Source organism: Streptomyces sp. NPDC005423, from assembly GCF_040606415.1.
Taxonomy (GTDB): Bacteria; Actinomycetota; Actinomycetes; order Streptomycetales; family Streptomycetaceae; genus Streptomyces.
Map to the genome: position 1 here is coordinate 45144 of NZ_JBEXET010000025.1, position 15121 is coordinate 60264.

The following is a 15121-nucleotide window of genomic DNA, read 5'->3' on the forward strand; positions in this document are numbered from 1 at the left end:
GACGACGGCAAAACCGCACTTCCGAGATCTGCCGGACCGTTCCAGGGGGCCATGCGCCCTCATGATGGGCGCATGAGACAGCGTGTGGTCCACGTGGCCCTGGTGGCCGCCTCGGTGGCCCTTGTCCTGCTCGCCGTGCCGCTCGCCCTGGCGATCCGGGTCTCGTTCTTCACCGAGGAACGCGGGGAACTGCAGCGGGACGCCATGGCCGCCGTCATCCGCGTGAGCCCCGGCTTCGCCGTCGGAGACCCCGTCGAACTGCCTCCTGGGCAATCCGAGGGGCAACTCGGCGTATACGACACGGCGCTGCGCCTGCGCGCTGGAAGTGGCCCCGGCACAGCCGATGCCGCCACCCGCCGCGCGGCGGCCGGCACCGTGGTGCAGCAGCGCACCGGCGGCGAACTCCTCGCCGCCGTTCCCGTCTCCCAGGGCGAACGCGTCATCGGCGTGGTCCGCGCCTCCACCAGCACTCGCAGCGTGTGGAACCGGGTCCTGCTGGCCTGGGCCGCTCTGCTGGGCGCGGTCCTGATCGCGCTCGCCGCCGCCGTCCTCGTCGCCCGACGGCAGGCCCGCGTCCTGACCGCCCCGCTGGAATCCCTCTCCCGCACCTCCCAGGCCGTCGCCGACGGCGACCTCGCCGCCCGGGCCGCCACCTGCGGCATCACCGAAATCGACCAGGTGGCCCGCACCCACAACGTGATGGTTCAGCGCCTGGCCCGGTCGCTCCGGCACGAACAGAACTTCACCGCCAACGCCTCCCACCAGCTCCGCACCCCCCTCACCGGCCTCCAACTCGGCCTGGAAGCAGCCCTGGCCAGCCCCAGCACCCACCTGCGTGCGGCCATCGAAGAGGCGCTGGAACACATACAGCACCTCAACGACACCATCGACGAAGTCCTCCAACTCGCCAAAGCCGAACCCGCGCTCCCAGTCGCCACCTTCCAGCCCGCCGGTCAGCTCCTGGAACGCGCCGAACGCCGATGGCACGGCCCCCTAGCCCAGGACGGCCGCCGCCTCCACGTCGCCCTCGACCCCGCAGCGACAGCCCTTCCCGTCCCCGGCCGCACCACCGAGCAGATCCTCGACATCCTCCTCGACAACGCCCGCCGTCACGGCCGCGGAACCGTCACCGTCACCCTGCGCGACATGGGAGCAGCCCTCGCTCTCGACATCGCCGACGAAGGAGCCCTCACCCTCGATGCGAAGACCCTCTTCGAACGGGGCACCACCACAGGGCCAGGCAAGGGAATCGGACTCGCCCTCGCCAAAGACCTGGCCGACGCCGCCGGAGCCCGGCTCAGGCTGACCCAGCCGGCACCGACGACATTCACCCTGCTCCTCCCGCACACGCACTGACTCCCACCCGCCCAAGACCGCCGTGTCAGGGGTCTGCGACGGGTCAGCAAGTCGCCAGGCCTCGGATCACCGGTCGATGGTGGCCATGTTGGTCTCGTCGTGGCGTTCGCCCGCGGCCGGTGTGAGGTTGTTCAGTCGGTCGAGCTGGGCGGCGCTGAGTTCGATGGCGTCGGCGGCGGTGTTCTCCTCGACGCGGGAGACGCGGCGGGTGCCGGGGATGGGGGCGATGTCGTCACCGCGGGTCAGCAGCCACGCCAGCGCGGTCTGGGCCGGGGTGGCGCCGATCTCGGCGCCGATGGCCTGCACCTCGTCGACGATCGCCAGGTTGCGCTGGAAGTTCTCGCCGGTGAAGCGCGGGTTGGTCTTGCGCCAGTCGTCGTCGGCGAAGTCGTCGACGGTGCGGATCTGCCCGGTCAGCAGGCCGTGCCCGAGCGGTGAGTAGGGAACGAACCCGATGCCGAGCTCGCGCAGCAGCGGCAGGATCTCGGCCTCGACGTCGCGGGTCCACAGCGAGTATTCGGTCTGCAGCGCGGACACCGGATGTACGGCGTGGGCGCGGCGGATCGTGGCGGGGCCGGCTTCGGAGAGGCCGATGTGGCGCACCTTGCCCTCGGCGACCAGCTCGGCCAGCGCGCCGACCGTCTCCTCGATGGGGGTGTGGGGGTCGACGCGGTGCTGGTAGTAGAGGTCGATGTGGTCGGTGCCGAGCCGCAGGAGTGAGCCTTCGACGGCGGTCTTCACGTTGGCGGGGCTGCTGTCGATGACGCCGGGGCCGTCGCCGGCGTGGGAGACGAGACCGAACTTCGTCGCCACGACGACGTCGTCGCGGCGGCCCTTGATGGCCTTGCCGACGATTTCCTCGCTGTGGAAGGGGCCGTAGATCTCGGCGGTGTCGATGTGGGTGACCCCGAGGTCCAGCGCCCGGTGGATGGTGCGGATCGACTCCGAGTCGTCGAGCCCCCCGCCCGTGGTGTAGGTGCCGGCCATGGTCATGGCTCCCAGGCCGATGCGGGAGACATCGAGTCCGCCCAGTGATACGTGCTTCATCAGGTACTCCTTGTCGTGACGGCCGTCAGGCCGGTCGGTGGTCGTGCCTAGTGGGACGCGCCCTCGGTTGGCGGACCGTGCTGGGGGGTGATCCGCGCGCTGTCGGCGCGGGCGCCGTTGCCCGGGTAGCGGGTCGGGGCCGTAGGCGCACCCGGTGGCCGCCGGCCCGGCCGGGGCATGGTGCTCAGGCGTGAGCGTCGTCGTAGGCCAGACTGTCGCCCAGTTCGCGGGATGCCTCGGCCTGGGCGAGGAGCTCCGTCGCCTTGGCCTCGGCAGCCTCGATGGCGTCCGCACCGGCGACGAATCGCAGCAGCGGCTTCTCCTGCTGGGCGATGGTGAGCAGGGCGCGGGCGAGCTTGGCGGGGTCGCCGGGCTGCTTGCCGTTCATGCTCTTCATGCCCTCGATCCTCGGGGCGGTGCGCGGGGCGTAGTCGTCGATGGACAGCTCGGGCCAGGTGGTGGAGCCGTCCACGAGGAGTTCGGTGCGGAAGTAGCCGGGCTCCACGATCGTGGTGTGGATGTCGTACGGCTCGACGTCGTAGCGCAGGGACTCCATCCAGCCCTCTTCCGCGAACTTGGAGGCGGCGTAGGCGGAGGTGAACTCCATACCGACCAGCCCGGCGGTCGAGGTGATGGTGATGACGTGGCCGGCGCGCTGCCTGCGCATGGCGGGCAGGACGGCGCGGGTGACGTTCATCGGGCCGAAGACGTTGGTCTCGAACTGCCGGCGCATCTGCGCGGGCGAGATCTCCTCGAAGTAGCCGGTGAAGAGGTTCCCGGCGTTGTTGATCAGGACGTCGATGCGGCCGAAGCGGTCGACGGCTGACTGCGCGGCGGCCTCGGCGTCCTCCAGGACGGTGACGTCGAGCCTGGTGACCAGCAGATTGTCCCGCGGCCCGCCGAGGGTCTTCTCGACCTCTTCGGGGCGGCGGCCGGTGGCGACGACCTGGTGGCCGGCGGCGAGGGCCTCGCGGGCGATGTCCGTGCCCAGACCGCGTCCGGCACCGGTGACGAGAATGACCTTGCTCATGGGGGGATTCCTCTCAGGCGCCGTGATCCGCCACCCGCTGTGTGCGCGGGAGATGATGCCTGCGGCGCCGACAGCGCCGCAGAGGGCGCTGGGACCGGCGGCACGAGCGCCGTCTGTCTGGACGGTTCACACCGCCGTGGGCGGTGCACCACCAACAAAACCGGCTGTCCTGCGGGGATGGGAGTCCCTGATGAGGGGGTCACTGACAGGGACCCCCAACCCGGCGGACGCGCTCCTAGAGTGAAGCGCATGGCAGGCAGAAACGACCCCAGCCGCACAAACCGCGACATCCGCGATGATTTCCGCGCGGAGATCCGGGAATTCCTCGGCACGCGACGGGCCAAGGTCACCCCTGAGCAGGCCGGACTGCCCCTGTACGGCGGAGAGCGCCGACGGGTCACCGGGCTGCGCCGCGAGGAGGTCGCCCTCCTCGCGGGCATCTCCAGCGAGTACTACACCCGGCTGGAGCGCGGCAACGCCACCGGCGTCTCCGAGAGCGTCATCGAAGGCATCGCGCAAGCACTGCGGCTCGACGAGGCCGAACGCCTCCACCTGCTCGACCTCCTGCGCGGCGCCGGCACGACCCGCCCGCCACGCCGCCGCCCGGCCCAGCAGCGTGTACGGCCCGCGGTGCGGCGCGTCCTCGACTCAATGGCCGGCACACCCGCGTTCATCCTCAGCGGACGCGGGGACATCCTGGCCACCAACCACCTCGGGCGCGCCCTGTTCTCCCCCGTCTACGCCGACCCGGTACGGCCGCCGAACAACGCCCGGTTCGTCTTCCTCAGCCCGCACGCGACCGAGTTCTTCCGCCACTGGGACGAAGTCGCCAATGACACGGTCGCCATGCTGCGCGCCGAAGCCGGCCACGATCTCTACGACCGACGGCTGACGGACCTGATCGGAGAACTGTCGACCCGCAGCGCGGAATTCCGTCACCGCTGGGCCGCCCACAACGTCCGCATGCACACCACCGGCGTGAAGCTCCTCCACCACCCCGTCGTCGGCGACCTCGACCTGCCCTTCGAGACCTTCCCGCTCCCCGACGGCCCCAGCCAGTTCCTCCTCACCTACACCGCCGAGCCCGACTCACCCTCGCAGGACGCCCTCAACCTGCTGGCCAGCTGGGCCGCGACCAACGACGACACCGAGCGGTCCGCGTCGGCCAACGACTCCCAGCCCGCCGACACGGGCGACACACCTGACTGACCGACGGGCCACTCCGTCGTAGGCCGTCCTCGTCCCGTCCACCCACCGCACCGCACCGCACCGGCCGCGGTGCGTACGACCGGGCCGCCGGCTGTCGTCATCGTCGGGTTCCCCACCGGCTTCCCGATGTCGATGCGAGAATCACGTTTCCAGCATCTCAGAGTAAAGTTTTCACAGTCGGAAATGCCACTTGACCGAAACGGAAATACGAATAGTCTACGTGCCGCGGGGATCGCCTCCCATGAAAGGGCGTACCAACATGCTCCTGAAACGCCGCAGATCAGCGCGCCTGCGCTTGAAGCGGGCGCTTGCGTCGGTCGCCGTCTTCCTGATCGCCTCCACCGGCGTCGTCACCGCTGCCGGCACCGCGTCCGCAGTGGGCCCGGTCGTCACCGGGCCCGTCACCGGCGGCACGGGAACGCCCCAGCTCTACAGCACGGCGTTCGACCTGGGCCAGGTCGGCTACCAGCAGTCCGAGTACTTCCTGTCCGGCACCGCCGACAGCTACCAGGCCGTCAACTCCCTCACCGCGGACGGCAGATGGACGGTGGCACCGGCTGCCACGGCGTCGTACACCACGCGCGTCGTCATCGACCGGCCGAAGGATCCCGCGCGGTTCAACGGCACCGTCATCGTCGAGTGGCTCAACGTCAGCGGCGGCGTGGACGTGGGCACGACCTGGATCCAGACGCACAACGAGCTGATCCGCGAGGGCTACGCCTGGGTGGGCGTCTCCGCCCAGGCTGTCGGAGTCAACGCCGCCAAGGCGATCGACCCCGACCGCTACGCAGCCCTGTCGCATCCCGGCGACAGCTACTCGTACGACATCTTCTCCCAGGCCGGGAAGGCCGTACGCGACCCGGCCGGCACCGTGCTGGGCGGCCTGCGGCCACGCACCGTGCTGGCCGTCGGCGAGTCCCAGTCGGCGTTCCGGCTCACCACGTACGCCGACGCCGTCCAGCCCCTCGCCGGCGTCTACGACGGTGTCCTCCTGGAGAGCCGGGGCGGCGTCGCGGCCGTCTCGGCGCCGCTCTCCCAGACCCCGCAGGCCGACGTGCCGGTCCCGGACGGTCTCCTCATCCGCACGGACCTGAAGGTTCCCGTCCTCACCTTCGAGACCGAGACCGACCTGCTGATGCTCGGCTACCTGGCCGCGCGCCAGCCCGACTCCGCCCGCGTCCGCCTGTGGGAGGTCGCGGGAACCTCCCACGCCGACACCTACATCACTCCGGTGGGCCCCACGGACACCGGTGACGGGCAAGGGGACGTCACGGCGTTCAACACCCTGCTGAACCCGCCGTCGACCCCCGATCCCTCCCATCCGCAGGTCAGCTGTAACACGCCCATCAACGCGGGCCAGTCCCACTACGTCCTGGAAGCCGCCGTCCACGCGCTGAACACCTGGGTGACGACGGGAGCGGCCCCCGCCCCGGCCCCGAGACTGGAGATCGACACCAGCGGTCCGAGCCCGGCGTTCGTCCTCGACGCCAACGGCAACGTCAAGGGCGGTATCCGCACCCCGTCGGTGGACACTCCATTGGCGACCCTCTCCGGCCTCGGCCAGGAGGGCTCGTTCTACTGCACCCTGTTCGGCACCACAGTGCCCTTCAGCGCAGCGAAACTGGCGGAGCTGTATCCGACGCACGCGCGCTTCGTCTCCCGCTGGGCCGCGAGCACGACCCGCGCGGCTCTCGCCGGATACCTCCGCCCCGCCGACGCCGCCGCACTCGTCAAGGCCGCCTACGGCTCCACGGTGGGCGGCTGACACACCGCCCCGCACCGCCCCGGCCCGACCGTTGCCCACACGGGCCGGGGCAGTACGCCACGGCCGGCTGCCCCTCCCCCGGCCTGAGGCCGAGGCCGGGTGAAAGGGCAGACGGATGGGCTGCTCCGCGTCGCTGCGGAAGAAGGAGTTCTCTTCGAGAGGATCTTCTCTGCCGTCCAGACGGTCTCTGCTCCGAAGTCGGCTTCGCACAGGATGAGTTGGACAAAGCCATCTGAACGGCGCGCATGGCCGGCCCGGAGTCGGTGAGGTCGGTGGCGGCAGGGCGCGATCAGCTGTTGCCGGCTTCCTTCGCCACGCGTTCCAGTCGGTGCCGGTGGTTCTCCCACCATGCCTGATCTCCTGGTGGCAGGTTGTCCTGGCCTTGCAGGTACCCGACGGAGCCGTCGATGAGTTCTCGCAGGATGTCGGCGTGGCCGGCATGGCGCTGGGTATCGGAGATCACGCGCACCAGGATGTGGTGCAGTGTCACCTCTCGCCGTTCCACCGGCCACCACGGAACGTGACCGATCGCGTCGAGCGTCAGGGTCGCGATCGTGCTGTCGGAGTGCTCCCACGTCTGGTGGTACAGCCCGACGATGTCTTCGCGCGACTCGTCCGCGGTGGCCCACATGTCCGAGTTGGGTTCCACGTCCTGCGTGTACCACCAGGGCGGCGGCTCCTCGTCGAAGAAGGGCCGCCCGAACGTGTCGCCGAAGTACGCGAGCTCCACGCCGGCAATGTGTTTGACCAGCCCCAGCAGGTTCGTGCCCGTGGGGGTCAGCGGGCGGCGAATGTCGTAGTCCGTGAGCCCGTCGAGCTTCCATAAGAGGGCGTCACGCCCGTCTTGCAGGTAACGGAGACAGTCCGCTTTCGGATCCGGTTCGATCATGTTGGGCAGTCTTGCAGTCGGCACTGACAGCCCGGCTCCACGGGACCGGGACAACAGTGGGGCGCTGTTCCCGGAGTCGGCTCCCTCCTTGCCCGGGGCGACCGGCGATGTCGCGTCAACCGCGGCGACCGGGTCGAACGCCGCCAGGAACCGTTCACGCGGTGTGAGGTCCGTGCGTCGAAGGCTCCGGGCATGGCGTCGGGATCGAAGTGCCGCAGGTATGCGGTGACGAGTTCGTCCTTGCCGGACGCCTCCCCCACGCGCTGTCCGTCCGTTCCGCGGGCGCACGGGTACCCCGTCCCGGCGCGCCGGGCCTTTCCGGCGCCGGACGACCCGCTTGCCGGCTGCGTGGACCGTCGGGATGCTGAAGCAGGCACAGGGACCAGGGAGGTGACGTGACCTTGGCATACGGAACCGGTTCACCGGGCCGCCGGCGCTTCCTGGGCCTGTGCGCCGGGGCGGGTCTCGGTGCCGCCGCCTGCACGGGCAGCCCGGTCCAGCCGCGCACCACCGCGCCGACGGCCGGACGGCCCCGGCCGGAGGCGGAGCGGGACGCTCCGGGCACCGCCGACTGGCGGCTGGGTGCGACCGGCCCGCAGGACGCCGTGGCCGGCTACACCGACCGGGTGAGCGTGACACCCGGCGAGGAATTCGCTCTGCACGTGTCGACGACCGCCGCGTCCTTTCGCGTCGACGCCTTCCGGGTCGGCTGGTACGGCGGCCGGCAGGCCCGGCTGATCTGGGCCTCCGGCCGCATACCCGGCCGTGCCCGTCCCGCGCCACGCCTGCTGCCGAAGACGCGTACCGTGCGCGCCGACTGGCCGGCCACCCTCACCGTGGACACCGCCGGCTGGCCGGAGGGTGCGTATCTGCTGCGGCTGGAGGCGGAGAGCGGACACCGGCGCTACGTCCCGTTGACCGTCCGCTCCACCGAGGGCGCGGGCCGCACGGTCCTGCTGCACGCCCCGGCCACGTGGCAGGCGTACAACCGCTGGGGCGGCAGCAGTCTGTACGCCGGATCGCCGGGCGACTACGCCTCCCGCTCCCTCGCGGTGAGCTTCGACCGCCCCTACGACGGCAGCGGCGCCGACAAGTTCCTGGTGTACGAGCGGGCGCTGGTGGTGCTGGCCGAACGGCTCGGCATCCCCCTTGCCTACACGACCGGCGTCGACGTCCACCGGGATCCCTCGGTGCTGCACGGGGCGCATGCCCTGGTGTGCCTGGGCCACGACGAGTACTGGACGCCCGAGCAGCGCGCCCATGTCACCACCGCCCGGGACGCGGGTGCGAACGTCGCCTTCCTCGGCGCCAACACATGTTTCCGTCGGATCCGGCTGGAACCCGGCGCGGGCGCGGACGCCCGCACGGTGGTCTGCTACAAGAGCTCCTTCCGCGCCGACCCCTGTTACGGCTCCCGCCCCGACCTGGTCACCACGGACTTCCGTCTGCCGCCGGCCCCCGACCCCGAGTCCGCTCTGACCGGAGTCCTCTACGAGGGCTTCCCGGCCGACGCGCCGTACGTCGTCCACGCGGCCGACCACTGGCTGTACGACGGTACGGGGGTGGCCGCCGGTGAGCGCTTCCCCCACCTGGTAGGCGTGGAGTACGACCGGGTACCTCACGGCTCCCCGCTTCCGGGCCCGCTGGAGATAACCGCGCACTCGCCGCTGGTGTGCCAGGGCAGGGCCAGCCACAGCGACTCCGCGTACTACACGACGGCCGGCGGGGCCGGGGTGTTCGCCACGGGCACGATGCGGTGGGTGGAAGCCCTGATGGCGGGCACCGGTGAACTCGGCCGTGATCACGGCATGGACGGCCGCGCCCGCGCCTTTGTCACGCGCACCACGGAAAACCTGCTGCGTACCTTCGCGCAGGGACCGGCGGCCCGCCACGCTCCACCGCCGCGCCCCAACACGGCCGCCGTGTACAGCGCCGCGGGCTGAGAAGCGTTTCGTCCACGCGCCCGCGCACGCAGCATGTCGTAGTCACTGACAGACGTCATCTCCGTGCCAGGAGCAGGCCGCCGTTCCCCTGGCCGGTACCGCGCCGGAGGCGGCGGTCGGATTCCTCACCCCGTACCGGGCGGTGGTGACATACAGGCGGTGGTCGCCGGGATGCAGGCACACGGACGTGGGATGCGGGCCGGGGACGGCCACCGTATGGAGCAGGCGGCCGTCGGGGTGGTAGCGGCGGACCGCGCCCGCACCCCACATCGCCGCCCACAGGCAGCCCTCCGCGTCGACGGTCATTCCGTCCGGGCTGCCTTCGCCGTCGCGGAGTCGCGCGAAGACCTCCGGGCCGCCGCGGAGGTCGCCGGAGACGGGGTCGACCCGGCAGCGGAGGATCGTCCCGGCGGCCGTGTCGGCGAGGTACATGGTCGTGCCGTCGGCGGTGAACGCGGGTCCGTTGGCGATGGTCAGGCCGTCGAGGACGCGTACGACCGTGCCGTCGGGGTCGGTCCGGTAGAGCGAGCCCACGCCGTGGGTGCCGTCGTAGGCCATGCTGCCGGCCCAGAAGCGACCGGCGGGGCCGGCGCGTCAGCTCGAAGGACAGGGAACGGGGCGTGGGGCCGCGGAAAGGCCCGCGTCCGTCACTGCCCGCCGTCGTCAACAGCCGCCGAGCAGACCCACCGGTCCCCCACCGGGCCCCCACGCCCCAGCCCCGGAAGGCTTGATCATCCACACCCGGGGCCACCTTGCGGCGGCGGCACCCGGTGCCGGTCGGCGAGGGCCGCGAACAGGCGCGGCGCCGTCATCAGCGGGGCGGGGGCGTCGGCGCCCGGCTCCCGGCTCCCGGTGTGATCTTGACAGGATTAGCTAATGGCACTAGCTTTACGGCTATCGCAGCTAGCCCACTGGCACGGCTGCTGGAAGCGGGAGACAACGATGACTGGATACCTGACCGTCGACGCCGGCACGATCGCGTACGAGGTGACCGGGGAGGGGCCGCTGGTCGTCCTCGCCCCCGGCATGGGCAACAGCCGTGACGCATACCGCTTCGTCGCCCCGCGGCTGGTGGCCGCCGGCTACCGGGTCGCCACGGTCGACCTGCGCGGAGCCGGCGAGTCGAGCGCACAGTGGCCGTCCTACACCCGCACCGACATCGCCGGTGACCTGCTCGCACTGATCCGCCACCTCGGTGGCCCGGCCGTGCTGGTCGGGCACTCGATCTCCGGCGGAGCCGCCACCATCGCGGCCGCCGAGGCACCCGAACTGATCACCTGCGTCGTCGAACTGGCGCCGTTCACCCGCAAACAGGCCACGAACCTGGGCGACCTGCGCAACAGCGCTTACCGCAAGGGCACAGTCCGGCTGGTCGGCACGATGATGGGCAGCCTGTCGTCCTGGAAGAAGTACCTCGACCTCGCCTACCCAGGCACCAAGCCCGCCGACTGGACCGCGCACCTGGCCGGGATCGACGCCATGCTGCGGGAACCGGGGCGGATGAAAGCACTGCGGGGCATGATGCAGTCGACACCGGCCGACGCCGGAGCACAACTGGGCAATGTGCGCTGCCCGGCCCTGATCATCGAAGGCTCGCTGGACCCGGACTGGGTGGACCCGAAGGCCGAGGGCGAGGCGATCGTGGCCGGGCTGCCGGCCGGTCTGGGCCGACTCGAGACGATCGCCGGCGCGGGCCACTACCCGCACGCGCAGTACCCCGACGAGGTGGTGAGGCTGATGCTGGCCTTCCTGCAAGCGCATGCCCGTGCCTAGGGTCGGCCTCGCCCCTGCCACGGTCGTCTCGGCCGGCGCGGCGCTCGCCGACGAGGTCGGCTACGACAGCCTGACCATGGGCCTGCTGGCCGGGCGGGTCGGTGTGAAGACACCGTCGCTCTACAAACACGTCGCCTCCCTGGAAGCCCTCCAGCAGGGCATCGCCAACCAGGCCAAACGCGAACTCGCCGACGCCATCGCCCGGTCGGCCGTCGGCAAGTCCGGCCCGGACGCAGTGCGGGCATGCGCCGACACCTGGCGCCGCTGGGTCCTCGACCACCCCGGCCGATACGCCGCCACCGCGCGGGCACCCACGGCCGACGACGACGAAGAGGACCGCCGCGTGGCCAATGACGGGTTGCAGGTCCTGTACGACGTCCTCGCCGGCTTCGACCTCGGCCACGCGCGCAAAGTCGACGCCGCCCGCGTCCTGCGATCGGCCCTGCACGGTTTCGCCACCCTCGAAAGCGCCGGCGGCTTCGGGCTGCCCCGTGACGTGGACCGCAGCTTCACCTTCCTCGTCGACACCCTGATCGCCGGCCTGCAGGCCAACCTTCCCACCACCGCGGAGGACCATCAGGAAGACCAGCCGGTCAGGCACGAAGTCTGACGCGCGATCTCATGGGAATCACATGCGCACCAGAAGGACTTCAGATGGCGTGCTGGAAGCCTGACCAGCATGAATACACGTTCTCAGCTCGCCGCCCGGCAGACGCTCTCCAAGGTTCCGGAGGCCACCGCGCTGTTCTGGGTCACCAAGTTGATCACCACCGGCTTCGGTGAGGCGGGCGGCGACTGGCTCTCCGGCGCCTTCCGCAGCAGCAGTGGCGGCCCCCCGGGCCCCGGTCGGGGCCCGGGGCAGATGTCCTTCTCCGCTGACCAGTTGATCCCGCTCGGCGTGTCCGCGGGGATCCTCGCGGTCATCCTCGTCGTCCAGTTCTCCCTCCGCCGGTACCTTCCGTGGGCCTACTGGCTCACCGTCGTCGCGGTCAGCGTCTTCGGCACCGTCGGGGCGGACGTACTGCATCAGGCCACCGGCTTGTCCACGGCAACGACCACGGCGCTGTTCACGGCGGTGCTCCTGGTCATTTTCGCGGCCTGGTACGGCATCGAGGGGACCCTGTCCATCCACAGCATCACCACCCGTCGCCGCGAAACTCTCTACTGGCTCGCCGTCATCTGCACCTTCACCCTCGGTACCGCCGCCGGTGACTGGGCGACCGACTCGCTCGGCATCGACAACCTCCAGGCCGGTTTCGCCTTCGCCGGCGTCATCCTGCTCTCCGGAGCGGTCTTCTGGGCGTTCCGCAGGCCGACGGTCGCGGTCGGCACGTTCTGGCTCGCCTACATCTTCACCCGCCCGGTCGGCGCGTCCTTCGCGGACTGGGCCCAGTACCGGGGGCTCGGATGGGGGAACGCGAACACCGCGCTTGTCTCCGGGGCGGCGATCGCGCTGCTCGTCACCTGGCAGGCCGTGCGGCACAGCCGGGCGTCCTACGGACCGTCCCGGGTGGCCGTCGCCCGACCCGGGGTACCGAGTCCGAGCGAGGAAGCCCCCAGTCACCCAGGTGACCCGGTAGGCCGGACAGTGACGGCCGGACGGCTGCTCGCGGACCTGTGGCGTCCCAAGGCTGATCCGCTCGGACCGGGCGGACTCCGGCCCGAGCACCTTACGGCGGAGCCTCTTCCCCCTCCGTGTCAGCGCCCCGGACCGCCGCGCCACCGACACCCGGCACCACCGCCGCACCGGCTGACCTCCGCCGACGGCACGTGCCGTCGGGACGTGCGTGACGCGCCCCTCGACTCCCAGTGGGAGGAGGAGTCGAGGAGACCGTCAGTGTGCCGGCCCGCCCAGCAGGGCCAGGGTCTCCCGCAGCCGCTCGCAGGCCCAGTCGTACTGCTCGGTGCCGGTGTGAGCCCTGAAGTCCGTCTCGATGACCTGGACCAGGGCGAGGTGCAGGTTGTACAGCCGCCGGCGGATCCGCTCGGCGCTGGTGCACGGCCGGTGGCCGTAACCGCGGGTGAAAGCCGTGGCGTCCCCGTAAGCGCTCGACTCCGTCCCGGCGAAGCCGAACTCCATCAGCGGATCACCGTAGAACGCCCGCTCGTGATCGATTATTGCCACGATCCGGCCGTCGCGCACCATGCAGTTGCCGGGCCACAGGTCCCACTCGACGAACCGGGGCTCGGTCACCTCGTCGAGCGAATCGGCATGGGCGGCCACGACGTCGCGGATCACGTCGTAGCCGTGCGGGACGACGACGCCGCAGCGCTCGCCGTCTCCCAGCAGTTCCCCGACCATCCGGAGGAAGGCCGCGCGCCACGTGCTGTCGCCCTGCCCGGACAGCGGGCCGAAGGCGGGGCCGGGGATGGTGTTGAGTTCGCGGGTGACCGCACCGAGCGCTTCGGCGTACGCGTCGCTCTCCGCCGTGGCCAGGCTGTCGCTGACGCTGTTGAGGTTGTCCGCGTCCACGTACGTCATGAAGAAGTAGTCGGCGTCGCACACCTCATGGGTCCGATCGGCGAAGTCGACCTCCGGAACGGGCACCTTCGTGTGCTCCCGGATCAGCCGCAACGCCTCCAGTTCGGTGGCCATGGCTCCTCGCTCGTAGGTCATGACCTCGACATCCGGCGGCGGCGCGATCTTGAGGGCGACCCGCGCGCCGGAGCGCAGCCGAATCCGGTAGACCACGTTGAACCAGCCGTCGCTCAGTTCGCTGACCCAGTCCTCGCCCGCCTCGCACACCTCGTCCGGGCCGTACGCGCGCGTGACCATGGTGCGAACCGCCTCGACGGACTGCCGGTTCTTGGTGATGCTCTCCACCGATCAACCCTCCGCCCAGTCCCTCGCCTTCTTCATCGAGGGAGGTCGATCCTGACGCAGTGGTCGTGCCGCCGGCGCCGCCGACCGGCGGAGGGCAAGGCCTGGGACCCGTCGTGGCCGGCGACTGGATCCGTGAGGAGCTCGGCATCCTCAACACGTGACCAGTTGCGACGCCGGCCGAAGGAACCCCCCTGCGCCCCGCCCTCCTGCCGCCCTGCGGCGGCGTCGCGTCAGCTCTGGGCGGTGTCGTCGCCCGCCTGCCCGGCGCCCTCAGCCGCACCCGTCTTCTCACGCATCTTGCGTACCAGCTCCGCCTTCTGGTCGGCGGCGCCCTGGCGGTCGAGGTTGCGGTGCGGGCCGTTGTTCTGCCGTTCGGCGCGGGACAGCTTCTTGCGCTTGCCGCCGCCCATGCCGATGGGGTTGTTGATGTTCTTGCTCACGGTCACGGGTTCTCCCGGTAATGGTGTGAAGTGATCTACGGATTATCGGTGGGGGACGGGCGGCGACGTCGAAGGACGACAGCAGGGGCCCATCACGCTCTCACTCGTAAATCGGCGCCCGGAAGAACATGACAAAGACGTTACCCGGTTCCGTACGCCCCGCACACCAACCTTTTCGGTTCCCCGGCGTCGGCCGGGCCTCCGGTGAGCGCCCGGCTTCGGTCAGCCGTTGCATGGACACGCCCGCCCGGGTGGGGTGTGACCACCGCATGCGCCTGGGGCTGCGCCGGGAACTGCGCTGGAACATCCCGCCCGGAAGGGGGGTCTGTGGAGCGTCAGGGGTTACGGGCGCTGTCCCGCAGGAAGTGGCCAGTCATGGTCAAGAAACTCGCTCTCGCGCTCACCCTGGCGCTGGCTGCCTGCATGCCGCTGGCCCCTTCGTCATCCGCCGCGGTACCTGCCGCCGCGGCCAACGCCCCCGCGTCGACCGGCAGTCGGGCGGTCTTCAGCTGCAACCCTGGATACTTCTGCATCTACAGCGACTGGAACGGCAGTGGGATCCGCTGCCAGTGGTCGCAGCGCAGCAAGGCGAACACCGTCGACGACTGTTCCTTCATCCAGCGGGGGCAGAACGTGCGCTCGGTCTGGAACGCGACCGGGCACCGCGTGCAGTACTACACCCAGACCAACTATCACGCGCGCGTGGGATCCACCCCCGCCCACGCGGGCGGCAACCTCCAGGGCAACTACCAGATCCGTTCCTTCAAGCCCCAGTAGAGCCCCAGTGGAGCCCCTGTAGGGGCGGCAGCCGGGGGGCCGGGGCCGGGCCTGACAGTCCCTCAAGA

The 15121-nt window shown here is 70.7% G+C and carries 13 protein-coding genes and 2 pseudogenes; 8 read left to right on the forward strand and 7 right to left on the reverse strand.

The window, feature by feature from the left end:
- Positions 1-72: 72 nt before the first annotated feature.
- Complete coding sequence (locus ABZT12_RS24505) at positions 73-1356, forward strand: HAMP domain-containing sensor histidine kinase (RefSeq protein ID WP_356388299.1); 1284 nt, start codon at positions 73-75, stop codon at positions 1354-1356.
- Positions 1357-1422: 66 nt separating this feature from the next.
- Here ABZT12_RS24505 and ABZT12_RS24510 read toward each other — a convergent pair whose 3' ends face one another.
- Positions 1423-2403 (reverse strand): aldo/keto reductase, encoded by a 981-nt coding sequence (locus ABZT12_RS24510; RefSeq protein WP_356388301.1) that lies wholly within the window; start codon positions 2401-2403, stop codon positions 1423-1425.
- 184 nt (positions 2404-2587) lie between these two features.
- Positions 2588-3433, reverse strand: a complete 846-nt coding sequence (locus ABZT12_RS24515) for an SDR family oxidoreductase (protein WP_356388303.1) — start codon at positions 3431-3433, stop codon at positions 2588-2590.
- A 249-nt stretch (positions 3434-3682) separates the two neighbouring features.
- Here ABZT12_RS24515 and ABZT12_RS24520 point away from each other — a divergent pair, with 249 nt between their 5' ends.
- Both ABZT12_RS24520 and ABZT12_RS24525 read left to right on the forward strand, forming a co-directional pair.
- A complete protein-coding gene (locus ABZT12_RS24520; protein ID WP_356388305.1) occupies positions 3683-4642 on the forward strand; it encodes a helix-turn-helix transcriptional regulator in 960 nt (319 codons plus the stop codon).
- Between the two features lie 295 nt (positions 4643-4937).
- The gene (locus ABZT12_RS24525) at positions 4938-6407 is read left to right on the forward strand and encodes an alpha/beta hydrolase domain-containing protein (protein ID WP_356388307.1); all 1470 of its coding nucleotides are present in this window, start codon (positions 4938-4940) and stop codon (positions 6405-6407) included.
- Between the two features lie 289 nt (positions 6408-6696).
- Here ABZT12_RS24525 and ABZT12_RS24530 read toward each other — a convergent pair whose 3' ends face one another.
- Complete coding sequence (locus ABZT12_RS24530) at positions 6697-7296, reverse strand: DinB family protein (RefSeq protein ID WP_356388309.1); 600 nt, start codon at positions 7294-7296, stop codon at positions 6697-6699.
- Positions 7297-7691: 395 nt separating this feature from the next.
- Between ABZT12_RS24530 and ABZT12_RS24535 the strand changes: the two genes are divergently transcribed.
- Positions 7692-9239 (forward strand): N,N-dimethylformamidase beta subunit family domain-containing protein, encoded by a 1548-nt coding sequence (locus ABZT12_RS24535; protein ID WP_356388311.1) that lies wholly within the window; start codon positions 7692-7694, stop codon positions 9237-9239.
- A 42-nt stretch (positions 9240-9281) separates the two neighbouring features.
- Here the strand turns inward: ABZT12_RS24535 and ABZT12_RS24540 are convergent.
- Positions 9282-9818 (reverse strand): annotated as a pseudogene (locus ABZT12_RS24540) (SMP-30/gluconolactonase/LRE family protein); the annotation flags it as partial.
- Positions 9819-10181: 363 nt separating this feature from the next.
- On the opposite strand from ABZT12_RS24540, the gene ABZT12_RS24545 reads away from it, so the two are divergent.
- Together ABZT12_RS24545 and ABZT12_RS24550 are read left to right on the forward strand one after the other, a co-directional pair.
- Positions 10182-11012: an alpha/beta hydrolase gene (locus ABZT12_RS24545; protein WP_356388313.1), complete on the forward strand. Its 831-nt coding sequence runs from the start codon at positions 10182-10184 to the stop codon at positions 11010-11012.
- Positions 10999-11622 carry a WHG domain-containing protein gene (locus tag ABZT12_RS24550; protein WP_356388315.1) on the forward strand — a complete coding sequence of 208 codons (624 nt, stop codon included), beginning with the start codon at positions 10999-11001 and terminating at the stop codon, positions 11620-11622. The genes ABZT12_RS24545 and ABZT12_RS24550 overlap by 14 nt, the downstream gene beginning before the upstream one ends.
- An 83-nt stretch (positions 11623-11705) precedes the next feature.
- Here the strand turns inward: ABZT12_RS24550 and ABZT12_RS24555 are convergent, their stop codons facing one another.
- Positions 11706-11936: a hypothetical protein gene (locus ABZT12_RS24555; RefSeq protein WP_356388317.1), complete on the reverse strand. Its 231-nt coding sequence runs from the start codon at positions 11934-11936 to the stop codon at positions 11706-11708.
- Between ABZT12_RS24555 and ABZT12_RS24560 the strand changes: the two are divergent.
- Positions 11875-12429, forward strand: a pseudogene (locus tag ABZT12_RS24560) (hypothetical protein); the annotation flags it as partial. The gene ABZT12_RS24555 and the pseudogene ABZT12_RS24560 overlap by 62 nt on opposite strands.
- A gap of 417 nt (positions 12430-12846) precedes the next feature.
- Here the strand turns inward: ABZT12_RS24560 and ABZT12_RS24565 are convergent.
- Together ABZT12_RS24565 and ABZT12_RS24570 are read right to left on the reverse strand one after the other, a co-directional pair.
- Positions 12847-13836, reverse strand: coding sequence for an aminoglycoside phosphotransferase family protein (locus ABZT12_RS24565; RefSeq protein WP_356388319.1), 990 nt, complete (start codon positions 13834-13836; stop codon positions 12847-12849).
- Between the two features lie 230 nt (positions 13837-14066).
- The gene (locus ABZT12_RS24570) at positions 14067-14282 is read right to left on the reverse strand and encodes a DUF6243 family protein (RefSeq protein ID WP_356388321.1); all 216 of its coding nucleotides are present in this window, start codon (positions 14280-14282) and stop codon (positions 14067-14069) included.
- Between the two features lie 369 nt (positions 14283-14651).
- Between ABZT12_RS24570 and ABZT12_RS24575 the strand changes: the two genes are divergently transcribed.
- Positions 14652-15053 carry a peptidase inhibitor family I36 protein gene (locus ABZT12_RS24575; RefSeq protein ID WP_356388323.1) on the forward strand — a complete coding sequence of 134 codons (402 nt, stop codon included), beginning with the start codon at positions 14652-14654 and terminating at the stop codon, positions 15051-15053.
- The last annotated feature ends 68 nt before the right edge of the window (positions 15054-15121 follow it).